Here is a 14,850-nt window from a genome sequence, read left to right on the forward strand (position 1 = left end):
TCGGTTAGTTGGTTCCAGCGGTTGCCGGGACCGGGTTTTCACGGTAGCTGGTGACTGTGTGGGTCGACCAGTAGGTGGTCTCGTACTCGACGGGTGGGACGTGTCCGATCTCGCCGTGCAGGCGGCGGTGATTGAACCAGTCGATGTACTCGGCGACGGCGATCTCGACCTCGCCGACACCGCCCCAGCCACCTCGAGGGCGCATGATTGGGTTGCGGATGCATTCGGCCTTGAACAGCGAGTTGAACGCCTCGGCCATCGCATTGTCGTACGAATCGCCCTTGGAGCCAACCGAAGTCACCGCATCGGCTTCGGCGAGGCGTTCGGTGTAACGGATGGCTCGATACTGCACTCCGCGGTCGGAGTGGTGAATCAGCCCGGCCACGTCCTGGCCGGCACGCGAGCGGGCCCACAACCCCATGTCCAGGGCGTCGAGGGCGAGGTCGGTGTGCATGGTGGTCGAGACCTGCCAGCCCACGATCATCCTCGAGAAGACATCGAGGATGAATGGGGCATACACCCACCCCGAGTGGGTGCGGATGTAGGTCAGGTCGGCCACCCACAGCGCATTCGGCGCCGCCGCGGTGAACTGCCGTTCGACACGATCTGCCGGCTGCGGAGTTTCGGCCCCCTCGCTGTGCGTGGTCGCGGGTGTCTTCAGCCTCGTTATCCCCTGTAGCCCATCAGCTTTCATCAATCGTTCGACGGTGCAGCGGGCCACGCCGATACCCTTCCTGTGTAGTTCGGCGTGGACTTTGCGGGCGCCGTAGACGCCGAGATTGTCGGCATGCACGGTGCGGATCTCGCCGAGGATCTCGCGGTCACGGACCACCCGTGGCGCCTCGACTCGGCGAGAACTCAGATGGGCTCGCACCGTGGACGGAGCGATCTGGGCGGCCGTATCGCGCAAGGCCGCGCAGATCGGATCGACTGGCGTGTTCGCCACGATGAGTGGCGACAAACTCCACGATCAGCGCTGTGGGCGGTCGATCTCCGCCGCAAAGAAAGCCGATGCCTGCTTCAAGATGGTGTTCGCCCGCCGCAGCTCACGGTTCTCCCGTTCCAGCTGCGCGATCCGTTCAGCCTCGCTGGTCGTGGTACCCGGTCGAACGCCGCCATCGATCTCGGCCTGCTTGACCCAGGTGCGCAGCGCCTCCGGGTGCACACCGAGTTGATCGCCGATCCGTTTGAGCGCCCCCGGCCGCGTGGCCGGGTCCTTGCGGGCTTCCACCGCCATCCGCGTCGCCCGCTCCTTCAGCTCAACGCTGTACTTCCGTGGTGCTGCCATACTCTCCATCCTTCACAGGTTCGAGAGCCTCCGACAAACCCGGGGCGATTCACCACTGACTGCTGTGCGCGGCATGGCCGCCCTGCCCAAGGGGCTCAAGGTGTCGGGGCCTACGCCCTTCCAAGGTCACCCACCTGCTCGGTCCAGGAAGAACCGTGGGCGTGCGCGGGTCGGTCACCGCCACACTATGCTAGTCTCATCAGCAACATCAGCAACATCAGCAACTTGAGCACCACGATCTGGAGTGCCCGAATGCCCGTGCCGTACGGCCGTAGCACACGCCGCCTCGGCATCCGAACGATGCTGACGACGGTGGCCACCGCCGCCGCGCTTGTCGGCGGACTCGTCCATGCGGGCGGGGCCCAGGCCGCCGACGGACACCCCTATGTGAACCTCGGTGACAGCTACAGCGCAGGAGCATCGGTGTTCCCCCAGGCGACGAATGCCGCAATGTTCTGCTCGAACTCGCTGGTCAATTACTCCCACCTTGTCGCGGAGCGACGCGGGACCACGGTCGCCGACGCCAGCTGCTCGGGCGCGACGACCGAGGATCTCACCCGGCCACAACACTTGTGGCAGGGGCCGCAGATCACCGCGGTGGGACCGGCCACCCGCTTGATCACCATGACGATCGGCGCAAACAACAACGGGTTCTTCAGCTTCGCGACCTCAGCCTGCCAGCAGGCCTGGCTGTCGGCACCGTTTGCGGCCACCCCGTGCCGCGACAGGTACGGCACCTCGTTGGTCGACAAGATCAAGTCCTCGACCTACCCCGACCTCGTGAAAGCGTTGCGCGGCATCAACCGCGCCGCGCCGCGAGCCCGCGTCGTGCTCGTAGGGTATCCGCAGATCTTCCCGGCCAGGGGTACTGCCCTGTGCTCGGCGTCGTTGCTCACGACGCCCGGAGACACCGAATACCTTCACCGGGCCTTCGTCGCCCTCAACGACGCCATGCGCCGCGCCGCCAAAGCCACGCGCGCAACCTTTGTCGACATGACCAAGGTCTCCGCCGGCCACGACGCATGCGCGGGCGCTCAGCGCTGGGTCGAGCCGACGTTGGGTGCGGTCAGCTTCCCGGCGATGCACGCCAATGTACCTGGGCAGAAGGCGATGGCCGATCAGGTAGTGGCCGCACTGCGCTGAGGGGGTCCTCGAGTACCTGCTCGCCTCGTGTGTCGATCGACGGCTGGCACGGGTCCGACTCCGCAGTGGTTTGCCCTGCGATGACCCCTCCCCACTCGGACAGGCCAGAACCTGGCCAACCCGATTGCAACGTTGCTCGCCTTAATGTCAGGCGTCACGTTTACGGACCACTGTGGCCTGGGTAACTGGGTCTGCGTCCTGTCCCGAGGAGGCCGGCATGGCTATCGAGGAATCTCAGAGTTCGCCGCACCACCACATCGGTGGCGTGGACAGTCACGCGGAGTCGGCGGACTATCTTGCGAAGCGACAACTCAAGGGCGGCACCGCCGGCTGGCTGTTGCTTGCCGGTCTGGGGTGTGAGTTATGTGGTCTCCGGCGACTATTCGGGCTGGAACTTCGGCCTCGGACACGGCGGCTTCGGCGGCCTCGCCATCGCGGCGGTGATCATCGCCGCGATGTACCTGTGCCTGGTGCTGGGGATGGCTGAGCTGTCCTCGGCTCTCCCCGCGGCCGGCGGCGGGTACACATTCGCCCGTCGCGCACTCGGCCCATGGGGTGGATTCGCCACGGGCACTGCGATTCTGATCGAGTATTCGATCGCGCCGGCGGCGATCGCGACGTTCATCGGTGCCTACGTCGAGTCGTTGAACCTGTTCGGGATCACCGACGGCTGGTGGGTTTATCTGGTCGTGTACATGATCTTCATCGGAATCCATCTGTCCGGCGCAGGTGAGGCGTTGAAGGTGATGTTCGTGATCACTGCCATCGCGTTGGTCGGCCTGGTCATCTTCGCCATCACCGCCGTCGGGCATTTCGACGTCGCCAACCTCACCGACATCACACCCAATGACGCCGCCGGGTCGTCGTCCTTCCTGCCGTTCGGCTACATCGGGATCTGGGCGGCCATTCCGTTCGCGATCTGGTTCTTCCTGGCGATCGAGGGTGTACCGCTGGCGGCCGAAGAGACGGCCAACCCCGAACGCAACGTTCCCCGCGGCATCATCGCCGCGATCAGCGTCCTGCTCGTCACCTGCGTCACCGTGCTGTTCCTGACGACCGGCGCGGGTGGTGCCGGTCCGATGTCGGAGTCGGGAAACCCGTTGGTCGAGGCCCTGGGCGACTCGTCGATGGCCAAGGTGGTCAACTACATCGGGCTTGCCGGTCTGGTCGCGAGCTTCTTCTCGATCATCTACGCCTACTCGCGCCAGCTGTTCGCGCTCTCCCGAGCCGGCTACCTGCCGACGGTGTTGTCGGTGACGAACCGACGCAAGGCGCCCACGCTCGCACTGATCGTGCCCGGGATCATCGGCTTCCTGCTGTCGCTGACCGGCAAGGGCGACCTTCTGTTGAACATGGCTGTCTTCGGTGCCGCCTCCAGTTACGTGCTGATCATGGTCAGCCACATCGTTCTTCGACGCCGCGAGCCGGACATGAAGCGCCCATACCGCACTCCCGGAGGCGTCGTGACCACCGGCTTCGCCCTCGTCGTCGCGGTCGTCGCGGTCATTGCGACGTTCCTCGTCGACGTGGTGGCAGCCCTGTGTTGCCTCGGGGTGTTCGCCCTGTTCATGCTCTACTTCGCCGTGTACAGCCGCCACAAGCTCGTCGCCAACTCTCCTGACGAGGAGTTCGCTGCCCTCGCCGAAGCAGAGGACGACCTGCGATGATCTACACCCAGTCGATCTCGGGCACGACCTACACCTTCGACGGACTGGTCGAGCTCATGGCCAAGGCCACTCCCCGCCGCTCCGGCGACGAACTCTCTGGGGTGTGCGGCCGAGTCCGATGCCGAACGTGCCGCGGCGGCATGGCAACTCGCCGATCTGCCGTTGACGACCTTTCTCGAAGAACAAGTCGTTCCGTATGAATCCGACGAGGTCACCAGGCTGATCATCGACACCCACGACCGGGTGGCGTTCCAGTCGATCGCACACCTCACCGTCGGCGGTCTGCGGGACTGGTTCCTCGAAACCTCGGCCCGCGCAGACAGTGCCGCTCAGATCTCCTCTGTGGCACCAGGGTTGACCCCGGAGATGGTTGCCGCCGTATCGAAGATCATGCGCAACCAGGACCTGATCCTGGTCGCCTCGGCGGCGACGGTCACCGCAGCATTCCGGACCACGGTCGGCCTGCCGGGACGCATCGCCACCCGGCTGCAACCCAACCACCCGACCGACGATCCTCGTGGCATCGCGGCGGCGACTCTGGATGGATTGCTGATGGGATGCGGAGACGCGGTGATCGGCATCAACCCGGCCACCGACTCACCTCACGCCACGTCGGAGTTGCTGTACCTGCTCGACGACATCAGGCAGCGCTTCGGTATCCCGATGCAATCGTGCGTCCTGTCTCACGTCACCACCACCGTGGAGCTGATCGAGAAAGGGGCACCGGTCGACCTCGTGTTCCAGTCGATCGCCGGAACCGAAGGCGCCAACCGGAGTTTCGGAATCGACATGGCGATCCTGCGGGAAGCCAACGAAGCCGGGCGCTCACTGCACCGCGGCACCGTCGGAGACAACGTGATGTACCTCGAGACCGGACAAGGCTCCGCACTGTCGGCGAATGCGCATTTCGGCGCCGGCGGCAAACCCGTGGATCAACAGACACTGGAGACGCGCGCTTACGCGGTGGCGCGAGCCCTCGAACCCCTTCTGATCAACACCGTGGTCGGCTTCATCGGACCCGAGTACCTCTACGACGGTAAACAGATCATCCGCGCCGGCCTCGAAGACCACTTCTGCGGCAAGATCCTCGGCCTCCCGATGGGTGTCGACGTCTGCTACACCAACCATGCCGAAGCAGACCAAGACGACATGGACACACTGCTTACCCTGCTGGGCGTCGCCGGCGCCGCGTTCGTCATCGCCGTCCCCGGTGCCGACGACGTCATGCTCGGCTACCAGAGCCTGTCCTTCCACGACGCGCTCTACGTGCGTCAGGCACTCGGCCTGCGTCCTGCTCCCGAGTTCGAGACCTGGCTGGCGGGACTCGGGATGGCCGACACCGACGGGCGAATTCTGCCCGTCGACATGGTCAACTCTCCCCTGCGTTCACTGACGGCGGCCCGGTGAACGCCGCCAACCAACCGGCCGAGGACCATTGGGCCGATCTACGACTGACCACACAGGCGCGGATCGGCCTGGGGCGGGCCGGGAATTCCCTCCCCTCGCGTCGAGTGCTCGAGTTCAAGGCTGCCCATTCCGCAGCCCGTGACGCCGTGCACGAACCCCTCGACGTCGACGACCTGATCCGGCAGATCAGTGATCTCGACATCGAACCAGCACTCCATGTGCAGAGCCAGGCCGACTCCCGCAGCGAGTACCTGCGGCGACCGGATCTCGGACGACAGCCCGCGGACCTGTCTCATCTGCCCGACACCGGCGCCGACCTCGCCGTCGTGCTGGCCGACGGGCTCTCGCCGCGCGCACTCGCCGACCACGGACGAGGATTGCTCGAAGCGCTCCTCGACACCCTCGGCGAGCGCTACTCGCTCGCTCCCCCGGTGATCGCGAGCCAAGCCCGTGTCGCACTCGGCGACCACATCGGCGAAGCTCTCCGCGCCCAGACGATGATCATGATCATCGGCGAACGCCCCGGGCTGTCGGTCGCCGACAGTCTCGGCATCTACCTCACCTATCTTCCGCGAGCTGGACGCACTGACGCCGACCGCAACTGCATCTCCAACATCCACCCTCCGGACGGCCTCGACTACACAACTGCCGCCGCGATCACCGTCGCACTGGTAGACGGCGCCCGAAAACTCGGAAGATCCGGAGTCGAACTGAAGGACACCTCACGCGGCGGACTCACCGAGAGCAAGGCGCGAATCCTGGACGGTTAGATGTAATGACCCAGGAAGTGGCGGCGGTCCACGCGGACTCGGGCGACCCCGCTGCAGATCGAAAAGCCATGTGCCGTAATCTTTTCTCACGTGAATTCCGCTGCTGACGATGCTTCCATGACTGACCTCACTTCGCGCGTATGCGTGTGGTGCTCGTCCACCGAGGACATCGCCGAGTTCCGCGGCGAGCCGCGGTGCGGGCGCTGCCGCACTGCAGAGCAGACCATTGCTGCGGCCCGCGAGTTCGTCGGCCTGTACGGTCTGCGGCCCCTGGGTGGATCGCTCGCATCGGAGGACGAGGAGGAGCACGAGCACCGGGTGGCCGCTCGCGAGGCCCGTGCGTTGTTGAGCCAGACCCGCTCGCACACCCCTCCTCGTGTCAAGTCGCGGTCCGGGCAGCGCGTCGCAACGCGCACCGCGACCACCGCCCCCAAGGCGGGCAGCAAGGCGTCGGCCACCAAGACGCAGAACGACAAGTCTGGGGTCACCCGCCCCGACCGCGCCGAGCTCATGAGCCGCGCCAAGAACCTGCTGGCGCAGCTCGCCGAGATCGAGGAGCGACTGGCGATCGCGCAGAAAGACTCCGGTTTGAGCGGCAGGGCCAAGGTGTCGGATCTGACCGCGAAGCGGGATTCCGTCCTTCGTACGCTAGCCGCGCTGGAGAAGGCGAACCGGGCGCTGGAACCGGCCTGAGCCGTCGACGACGCGTCGCATTCGGGTCGCACCTGCAGCAGCGCGGGACCGCCCAGGGGCGGTGCATGCCGCCTGCCCCGCGTTCCGAGAGGAATCGCGATGACTGCGAACCAGCGGGAGCACGAGGACGATCGACGCGCGGCCGGTCGCGCGGACGGCCCCCTCGAACAGCGACTCGAGGAGAGCTTCGACGAAGTCGTGACCGAGGGCACCGAACGCTTGTACCGGGCGGTCCGCACAGTCCTCATCACCGGCTTCTTCGGCGGGCTCGAGGTCGGACTCGGCGTCATGGCGATGCTGGCCGTCGTCCATGAAACCGGCAGCCACCTCCTCGGCGGCCTCGCCTTCAGCATCGGACTCATCGCGATCTACCTCGCGCACAGCGAACTGTTCACCGAGGACTTCCTGATGCCCATCGCCGCAGTGGTGGCGCGTAAGGGGTCTGTCCTCCAGCTGATCAAGCTCTGGGTCGGCACGCTGCTGGCCAACCTCCTCGGTGGTTGGGTCATCATGTGGCTGATCACGCGATCGTTCCCGGAATGGCGCGAGACCTTGACGGAATCGGCACAGCACTTCGTCGACGCCCCGCTGTCGTTGCAGAGCATTTGCCTGGCGGTCCTCGGCGGAGCCGTCATGACTCTGCTGACCCGGATGCAGCAGGGCACATCGTCCGACCCGGCCAAGATCGCGGCGACTGTCGGAGCAGGGTTTCTGCTCGCAGGTCTACAGCTGTTCCACTCCGTCCTCGACTCGCTGCTCATCTTCGGTGCGATCCAGGTCGGCGGCGGGGTCACCGTCGTCGGGTGGTTGTCATGGTTCTGGTACACCGTGGCGGTCAACATCATCGGCGGCATCGTGCTGGTGACGGCCATGCGCCTGCTCCGGACCAAGGAACTGGTCAAGCAGGAACGCCGAGCCCCCGGACCCGATGCCGACCGCAACGACGTGCCCGCAGCGAAGAATGAGTGATCATCCCGTCGCCGGTGTGCTCGCGAGTTCGACGGCCCGACGCAGCGTCTCCCGGTCGACGACATCAGCGGCATTCATCGGTTCGGTCAGTACCCCCGACTCGGTCGCGATGTCGATCATGAATTCCACACTCTCGTCGGAGAGTCCGCCGTCCTCTGTCCAGAACGGATACTTCTGGATGGTCGTAGAGCTCTCGAAGCGATTGTTCGGACGGAGGTTCGTCGACATACTCGCCGACCGCGGCCCGGAACAGGGCGAAGTCGCTCTTCAGCGTCTTCATCGCCCGCAGCGTGGTGGCGCAGTATCGCGCGGCCAGTTCACGGTTCTGTGCGAGCCAGTCCGCCTCGGCGGCGTGGGCCACCTTGATGAAACCGGGGGCGTTCTCGTAGAGCGTGGCGATCAGCACCGGTCGGTTCACCGTCGATCGGGCGGCGTCGAACTGCGTGTCGTGGATGACGGTGGCGTCGAGCCGTCCGGTGGCCCACGCTTCCGTTCGGGCGCTTGCGCTTTCGATGATCTGCGGATTCGGGATCTCGTGAACGTCACGCGACTCACCGATGCCACTCAACAGCGCGTTGAGGACGATGGCCCCCGCGCCACCCGGGCTGTCGACGCCCACCCGGGTCGATGGCTCGAACAGCTGGCCGGCCGTGTCGACGCCATTGGCTCCGGCCAGGACGAAGTCGTCCATGCTGACGTATGGGCAGAACACCTTCAGATCCTCGCCCCGCTCCCGTGCATCGAGAATCGCCGAGAACGACGTTGCGAGAACCTCGGCATCGCCGTCGGACAAGGTCTTCACCGCGTCGGTGTGAGTGCCAGTGATCGTCACGTTCCCGTCGACGCTGAGGTCCAGCCCGGAATCGCGTCCGTACTCCCCGACGCCGTATACGAGCGGTATCTGCGACGCCGGCGGGGGCGAACCCAGCACGATCTGCAGGGACTCCCCTGTGCTCGCATCGGTGGGCTGGGCGCAGGCAGAACCGACCATTGCGAGCCCGCCGGCGGCGATGGCGACAATCACCCGCGTCGCAGGTCTCCGACGATTCCTGGCTGACATCCGGTACCTCTCCCGCGGTAGTCGATCGTGTCGCAGCACCTACTGCGGACTCGCCCGTGCGGAGACACCCGATTCCCTCGGCGTTGGGTTCAGGTGAACATACGTCAGCTCGACACCGCTGGTGGGCAATCCACAAAGAAAGGTCGAAACATCCTGCGACGCAAACGTTCACGGCGAATCCGTGACGAGTGCCATCGCCGACCGCTGTCAGGCGAGCGGGGCCTTCAGTCCGTGCAGGATCGTGCCGATGAGCCGCTCGAAGTAGTTCTCGCGCTCGGCTTCGGGCAGCAGCCCCAGCGGCCCCTTGATGCAGAGTTCGGCGAAGCCGTGAACCGCTGCCCAGCAGACGATCTCGGAGTCCGGGCGTCGTTCGGGCTGGATCTCCCCCACTGCCACCATCTCGTCGAGGACGCTGTGCAGGATCGCGTATGGGCCGTCGCGGCGCGCGGACACGTCGGGATTGACGCCCGGTCGCGAGAACTCGGCGTGGAAGGCGACCTGGAACAGGTGCGGTTCGTCGATCGCGAACAGGGCATAGGCTCGCGCGGTCTCGCGGAAACGGGACCGCGCGATCTCCTCGGGGTCCTGGTCGTCGGGGACCGTCGCAATCCGTTCACGCATCAGGTCGGCGAGTGTTGCCAGGGCCCGGTCGGCAATCGACGTCATCAGCTCCTGGCGATCGGCGAAATGCCGATAGGCGGCGTTGTGGGAAACGCCGGCGCGACGCGCCACCTCGCGGATCGTCACCTTTTCGGGAGCACTGGTGCGCGCCAGCTCCCATGCCTCGTCGATCAGGGCATTACGAAGGTTGCCGTGGTGGTAGGTGGTGCGCTCCGATGCCATGGCGGTCACTCTACCGAGGTGGGTCCGGTCCCCCGACCTGGGTGAAGCCGACACGGCCTCCCTTCATGCCAATGGATGTTGACAGGGACAACATCGTGGTTCATTCTATGTTGACACTGCCAACACCAAGTGGTGACCGTCACAGTCCAGGCGGGATTCAAGGAGGAACTCATGACCACCGTCACCTTCATCACCTACGACGGAGAAAAGCAGGAAGTCCCGTTCGTCGAGGGGCAGAACCTGATGCAGGTAGCCACCGACAACGCGGTGTCGGGAATCGATGGCGACTGCGGCGGCGACGCGGCCTGCGGCACCTGCCACGTGATGATCGATCAACAGTGGGCTGCCTCGACCGGCAGCCGGAACGCGACCGAAGCGCAGATGCTCGAGATGAATCCCGACTGCCAGGAGAACTCGCGGCTGTCGTGCCAGATCGCACTCACCGCCGAACACGACGGTCTCGTCGTCAATCTTCCCGAATTCCAGTTCTGAACCGATCGGAGAACCACTGATGCAGATCCTCGACCGCGTCGTTGAGACGGTGCAGGCGAACATTCCGCTGGACCGTCAGGTTCAGGGCCTCCAGCTCTTTCACAAGACCCGTGCTCGTCTGCTCGGCGAAACGCGGCCGGAATCCTATGTGGAGCAGCCCATCCCGCCGGTGGACGAAGTCGGTCTGGACGAGATCGACATGAGCAATCCGTTCATGTACCGACAGGGTCAGTGGATACCGTACTTCGCCCGCCTTCGCGACGAGGCGCCGGTCCACTATCAGGCGAACAGTCGTTTCGGCGCGTTCTGGTCGGTGACGCGGTACGAGGACATCCTGACCGTCGACAAGGATCACGAGACCTTCTCGGCCGAGCCCTTCATCGTGATCGGCACGCCCCCACCGGGTCTCGACGTCGAGATGTTCATCGCGATGGACCCGCCCCGGCACGACGAGCAGCGCCGCGCGGTGCAGGGCGTCGTGGCACCGAAGAATCTCAAGGAGATGGAGGGGCTGATCCGGGAACGCGTGTGCGAGGTTCTCGACAATCTTCCCGTCGGCGAACCGTTCAACTGGGTCGATCGGGTCTCGGTCGAGATCACGGCGCGGACGCTCGCGACGATCCTCGACTTCCCGTACGACGAACGCCGCAAGCTGGTGCGCTGGTCCGATCTGGCGGCGGGCAGCGAGGAGGCGACCGGCGGGAGCAGCGATCCCGACGTCGTGTTCCAGGCCGCCCTGGAAATGGTCCGCGCGTTCGCGGAGCTGTGGCACGACAAGGCGGCGCGACTGGAGGCCGGGGAGGCACCGGGATTCGACCTCATCAGCATGCTGCAGTCAGATGAGAAGACCAAGGACCTGGTGAAGCGGCCGATGGAGTTCATCGGCAACCTGACGCTGTTGATCGTCGGCGGAAACGACACCACGCGCAACTCGATGTCGGGCGGTGTCTACGCACTGAACAAGTTCCCCGGCGAATTCGACAAGCTCAAGGCCGACCCGAGCCTCATCCCGAACATGGTCTCGGAGATCATCCGCTGGCAGACGCCGCTCGCCTACATGCGGCGGGTCGCCACGAAGGACACCATTCTCAACGGGCAGTTCATCCGCAAGGGCGACAAGCTGGTGATGTGGTACGCCTCGGGCAACCGGGACGAGAGCAAGTTCGAGAACGCCGACCAGCTCATCATCGATCGCCCGAATGCGCGGAACCACATGGCTTTCGGATACGGCGTGCACCGGTGCATGGGCAACCGTCTCGCCGAACTGCAGCTCCGGATCCTCTGGGAGGAACTGCTGCAGCGCTTCGACGACATCAAGGTGCTCGAGGAGCCCGAGTACGTCCAGTCCAACTTCGTACGTGGGTACAGCAAGCTGATGGTCGAACTCACGCCGAAGGCACGGTCATGACCTCGCGACGTGCCGTCGTGATCGGCGCCGGCCATGCCGGTGCCCAGCTGAGTGCCCAGTTGCGGTCGTCCGGTTGGGACGGCGACGTCGTCCTGATCGGCGAGGAGCCGTACCTGCCCTACCACCGTCCGCCGATGTCCAAGACGTACCTGGCGGACACCGTCGAGATCGACGACCTGCTGATCCGCGGTGCGGAGTTCTACGACAAACAGGCCATCGAGGTCCGTCGTGCGCGAGTGGACCGCATCGACCGCGCCGAGCAGCGCGTCGTCCTGACGGGTGGCGAGTCGGTGTCCTACGACCGGCTCGCCCTCTGTACCGGTGCTCGTCCTGTGCGCCTGGGGATTCCGGGAGCCGAACTCGGCGGTGTGTACTACCTGCGGACCGCCGAGGACGTCGAGACGATCCGCGCTGACGTTCCCGGCAGCAGGCGCGCCGTGATCGTGGGTGGCGGCTACATCGGTCTCGAGACGGCAGCATCCCTACGCAAGCTCGGTCTCGACGTCACCGTCGTCGAGGCAGCGGACCGTGTCCTGCAGCGGGTCACCGCGCCGGAGGTCTCCGCCTTCTTCCGTCGGATCCACGAAGCCGAGGGCGTCCACATCAAAACCGATGCGGCTGTCGTCGGCTTCGAGGGCGACGAGAACGTCAGCGGCCCGCAACGCGTGACCGCGGTGCGTCTTTCCGGCGGTGAGACGGTCCCGGCGGATTTCGTGATCGTCGGGATCGGCGTCCGTCCGAACGTCGAGCTGGCGCACGAGGCCGGGCTCGCGGTCGACGACGGCATCATCGTCGACGCGCAGGGCCGCACCAGCGATCCCCAGGTCACCGCGGCCGGCGACTGCGTCACGTATCACGATGTGCGGTATGGGAAGACGCGGCTCGAATCGGTGCCGAGCGCCGGCGAGCAGGCGAAGGTCGCCGCGGCCACGATGTGTGGCAAGGAGGCGGCGATCTCGGCCCTTCCGTGGTTCTGGTCCGATCAGTACGACCTCAAGCTGCAGATCGCCGGATTGAACACCGGGTACGACACCGTGGTGCTGCGCGGGGACCCGACGTCGGACCGTGAGTTCGCGTGCTTCTACCTGCGGGAGGGAGAACTGATCGCGGCCGACTGCGTCAATCGCCCGCAAGAGTTCATGTTCAGCAAACGTGTTCTGGCACAAGGTCTGCCGGTCGACCGGGATGCACTTGCCGATCTCGACGTACCAATCGCGTCTCAACTCGCGGCGGTCCGCGACAGGGCCACCGCATAGCGTCGGATCGTGGGACAGGCGATCTCACCGTGAGACAACAGCACGGAACGATCTGGGATGAACCCGCAGGCAGAGCCGTCATGCTGAGACGACTGTACGCCAATCATTCCACGCGATCGTATCGACTATGCCGGTATCGCCTTCCGCGAGGAACCACGCCGTACACCCTGGTGGCGTGCATGATCTCGACGACCCCTATCCCGAACTCCTCGCCCTGACCCGGACAGCACCCGTCAGCCGGGTCGGCGACTCGCCCTTCTATCTCGTCACCGGATGGGATGCGATCGCCGAGGCGGTCGCACGGCCCGAGGACTTCTCCTCGAATCTCACCGCCACGATGGTGTGGAAGGAGGACGGGAAGGTCGAGGAGTATCCAATAGCCGAACTGGGCTCCCCCATCCATGTCTTGGCCACGGCAGACGACCCGGGTCACAAGGCCCACCGTGCGATGGTCATGCCGTCGTTGGTGGCCAAGCGAGTCCGTGCACTCGAACCGTTCATCGACGTCACCGTCGAGCGTCTGTGGTCCGAAGGGATCCGAGATGGCCACATCGACTGGGTGACCGCAGTCGCCCAACGCCTGCCGATGGCGGTCGTCGCCGAACTGCTCGGCTTCCCCACCTACGACATCGACGACCTCGTCCGGTGGTCGTTCGCAGCGACTGTTCTCCTCGACGGCGTCGTGAGCCCCGCCCAGCTCGAGGCGGCCACCGAGGCCGTCGGCGAGCTCAGCGCCTACCTGTCGACAGCGTTCGACGGTGCGATGGACAACCTGGGCGAGAACGTCATGGGAGACCTGGCCCGGCTCGTCGTCCAGGGCGACCTCGACCACGGCACCGCCGTCATGATCGGTCTGCAATTCGTTGCCGCGGGCGCCGAGTCCACCGTCAGCCTCCTGGGAAGCGCTGTATACCTGCTTGGCCGCCATCCGCGCGTCGTCGACGAACTCCGCAGCGATCGTGAACTCGTCCCACTCTTCATCGAGGAGGCATTGCGGCTCGAGTCGCCGTTCCGTGGGCATTATCGCCACGTTGTGACGGACACCGTCCTCGCCGATGTCGACCTCCCGGCCGGCTCCCACCTGTACCTCATGTGGGGCGCGGCCAACCGCGACCCGGAGACCTTCGACCGCCCGGAACAGATCGATCTCGACCCGGCGAATCGACGCTCGCACATGGCTTTCGGGAAGGGAATCCACCTCTGTGTGGGGGCTGCGCTCGCCCGCCTGGAGGGGCGTCTCGCGGTCGGACATCTCCTCGACCGCACACCGGGCGGGTTCACCGTCGAGACCGCGGACCCGCAGTGGGAGCGAAGCCTTCTCGTCCGACGCCTCCGCACGCTACTCGTCCGGGTGAACGCGTGATGGGATCACCTGAGTCGACCATCACGGCCCTGCTGACCACGTACGTCCAACGCCTGGATGCCGGCGATCTGACCGGTGTCGCAGAGCTTTTCGACCGCGCGGAAGTGTTCGTCTCCGGAAGCCGGATCGGCGCGGGCAGCGCGTTCGTGGAGCGACTGCTGCACGACACCGTCATCATCTACGAAGACGGAACACCGCACACCCGTCACGTCCTCGGGAAGCCGTCGATCGAGATCGACGACCAGGGCCGGGCGACCGTCAGTTGCGAATACACAGTCACGCAGGACGGTCCGGATGGGGAGTATGTCGTCATGGTCGGCCGACACCACGACACCTTGATCGTCGACAACGGTGAGTGGCACTTCGCGAGTCGCGACTACGGGGACATCACCCATGTCGGGGACACCTCGAGACACCTTCGCTCTTGACCCGGGTTGAGAGCGAAGGACTGAGTCGCGGAACAGTATTCGATAGCCCGGCGAACGACCGTC

At 65.4% G+C, this 14,850-nt stretch carries 11 protein-coding genes and 3 pseudogenes; 11 read left to right on the plus strand and 3 right to left on the minus strand.

Annotated features, from left to right (window positions below; all coding sequences use genetic code 11):
• Window positions 1-4 precede the first annotated feature (4 nt).
• Window positions 5-1,288 (minus strand): annotated as a pseudogene (locus RVF83_RS17785) (IS3 family transposase).
• Window positions 1,289-1,540: 252 nt separating this feature from the next.
• Between RVF83_RS17785 and RVF83_RS17790 the strand changes: the two are divergent.
• The 6 genes and pseudogenes from RVF83_RS17790 (at window position 1,541) to RVF83_RS17815 (ending at window position 7,937) form a co-directional block, all read left to right on the plus strand.
• The gene (locus RVF83_RS17790; protein ID WP_005199585.1) at window positions 1,541-2,431 is read left to right on the plus strand and encodes an SGNH/GDSL hydrolase family protein; all 891 of its coding nucleotides are present in this window, start codon (window positions 1,541-1,543) and stop codon (window positions 2,429-2,431) included.
• Between the two features lie 217 nt (window positions 2,432-2,648).
• Window positions 2,649-4,098, plus strand: a pseudogene (gene eat / locus RVF83_RS17795) (ethanolamine permease).
• Window positions 4,095-5,505 (plus strand): annotated as a pseudogene (locus RVF83_RS17800) (ethanolamine ammonia-lyase subunit EutB). The pseudogenes eat and RVF83_RS17800 overlap by 4 nt, the downstream one beginning before the upstream one ends.
• On the plus strand, window positions 5,502-6,275 hold the full coding sequence (eutC, locus tag RVF83_RS17805; RefSeq protein ID WP_005199588.1) for an ethanolamine ammonia-lyase subunit EutC: 774 nt from the start codon (window positions 5,502-5,504) through the stop codon (window positions 6,273-6,275). The pseudogene RVF83_RS17800 and the gene eutC overlap by 4 nt, the downstream one beginning before the upstream one ends.
• A gap of 117 nt (window positions 6,276-6,392) precedes the next feature.
• Window positions 6,393-6,968: a hypothetical protein gene (locus RVF83_RS17810; RefSeq protein WP_005199589.1), complete on the plus strand. Its 576-nt coding sequence runs from the start codon at window positions 6,393-6,395 to the stop codon at window positions 6,966-6,968.
• 99 nt (window positions 6,969-7,067) lie between these two features.
• On the plus strand, window positions 7,068-7,937 hold the full coding sequence (locus tag RVF83_RS17815; protein ID WP_005199590.1) for a formate/nitrite transporter family protein: 870 nt from the start codon (window positions 7,068-7,070) through the stop codon (window positions 7,935-7,937).
• A gap of 64 nt (window positions 7,938-8,001) precedes the next feature.
• Here the strand turns inward: RVF83_RS17815 and RVF83_RS17820 are convergent, their stop codons facing one another.
• Complete coding sequence (locus RVF83_RS17820) at window positions 8,002-8,997, minus strand: ABC transporter substrate-binding protein (protein WP_247602313.1); 996 nt, start codon at window positions 8,995-8,997, stop codon at window positions 8,002-8,004.
• 207 nt (window positions 8,998-9,204) lie between these two features.
• The gene (locus RVF83_RS17825; protein ID WP_005201062.1) at window positions 9,205-9,840 is read right to left on the minus strand and encodes a TetR/AcrR family transcriptional regulator; all 636 of its coding nucleotides are present in this window, start codon (window positions 9,838-9,840) and stop codon (window positions 9,205-9,207) included.
• A gap of 171 nt (window positions 9,841-10,011) precedes the next feature.
• Between RVF83_RS17825 and RVF83_RS17830 the strand changes: the two genes are divergently transcribed.
• The 5 genes from RVF83_RS17830 (at window position 10,012) to RVF83_RS17850 (ending at window position 14,787) form a co-directional block, all read left to right on the plus strand.
• Window positions 10,012-10,332 carry a 2Fe-2S iron-sulfur cluster-binding protein gene (locus RVF83_RS17830; protein WP_005201061.1) on the plus strand — a complete coding sequence of 107 codons (321 nt, stop codon included), beginning with the start codon at window positions 10,012-10,014 and terminating at the stop codon, window positions 10,330-10,332.
• Between the two features lie 19 nt (window positions 10,333-10,351).
• Complete coding sequence (locus RVF83_RS17835) at window positions 10,352-11,740, plus strand: cytochrome P450 (RefSeq protein WP_005201060.1); 1,389 nt, start codon at window positions 10,352-10,354, stop codon at window positions 11,738-11,740.
• Window positions 11,737-12,996 carry an NAD(P)/FAD-dependent oxidoreductase gene (locus RVF83_RS17840; protein WP_005201059.1) on the plus strand — a complete coding sequence of 420 codons (1,260 nt, stop codon included), beginning with the start codon at window positions 11,737-11,739 and terminating at the stop codon, window positions 12,994-12,996. The genes RVF83_RS17835 and RVF83_RS17840 overlap by 4 nt, the downstream gene beginning before the upstream one ends.
• Window positions 12,997-13,171: 175 nt before the next feature.
• Complete coding sequence (locus RVF83_RS17845; protein ID WP_005201058.1) at window positions 13,172-14,359, plus strand: cytochrome P450; 1,188 nt, start codon at window positions 13,172-13,174, stop codon at window positions 14,357-14,359.
• Entirely contained in the window at window positions 14,359-14,787 is a 429-nt protein-coding gene (locus RVF83_RS17850; protein WP_005201057.1) for a nuclear transport factor 2 family protein, read from the plus strand. The genes RVF83_RS17845 and RVF83_RS17850 overlap by 1 nt, the downstream gene beginning before the upstream one ends.
• The last annotated feature ends 63 nt before the right edge of the window (window positions 14,788-14,850 follow it).

This window comes from Gordonia rubripertincta, assembly GCF_038024875.1.
In the GTDB taxonomy this organism is placed as follows: Bacteria; Actinomycetota; Actinomycetes; order Mycobacteriales; family Mycobacteriaceae; genus Gordonia; species Gordonia rubripertincta.

Excerpts from the sequence above, each read along its gene's own strand:
- RVF83_RS17790 (WP_005199585.1), top strand. The coding sequence starts at position 1,541 with ATGCCCGTGCCGTACGGCCGTAGCACACGCCGCCTCGGCATCCGAACG.
- RVF83_RS17810 (WP_005199589.1), top strand. The coding sequence starts at position 6,393 with ATGACTGACCTCACTTCGCGCGTATGCGTGTGGTGCTCGTCCACCGAG.
- RVF83_RS17815 (WP_005199590.1), top strand. The coding sequence starts at position 7,068 with ATGACTGCGAACCAGCGGGAGCACGAGGACGATCGACGCGCGGCCGGT.
- RVF83_RS17820 (WP_247602313.1), bottom strand. The coding sequence starts at position 8,997 with ATGTCAGCCAGGAATCGTCGGAGACCTGCGACGCGGGTGATTGTCGCC.
- RVF83_RS17825 (WP_005201062.1), bottom strand. The coding sequence starts at position 9,840 with ATGGCATCGGAGCGCACCACCTACCACCACGGCAACCTTCGTAATGCC.
- RVF83_RS17830 (WP_005201061.1), top strand. The coding sequence starts at position 10,012 with ATGACCACCGTCACCTTCATCACCTACGACGGAGAAAAGCAGGAAGTC.
- RVF83_RS17835 (WP_005201060.1), top strand. The coding sequence starts at position 10,352 with ATGCAGATCCTCGACCGCGTCGTTGAGACGGTGCAGGCGAACATTCCG.
- RVF83_RS17840 (WP_005201059.1), top strand. The coding sequence starts at position 11,737 with ATGACCTCGCGACGTGCCGTCGTGATCGGCGCCGGCCATGCCGGTGCC.
- RVF83_RS17850 (WP_005201057.1), top strand. The coding sequence starts at position 14,359 with ATGGGATCACCTGAGTCGACCATCACGGCCCTGCTGACCACGTACGTC.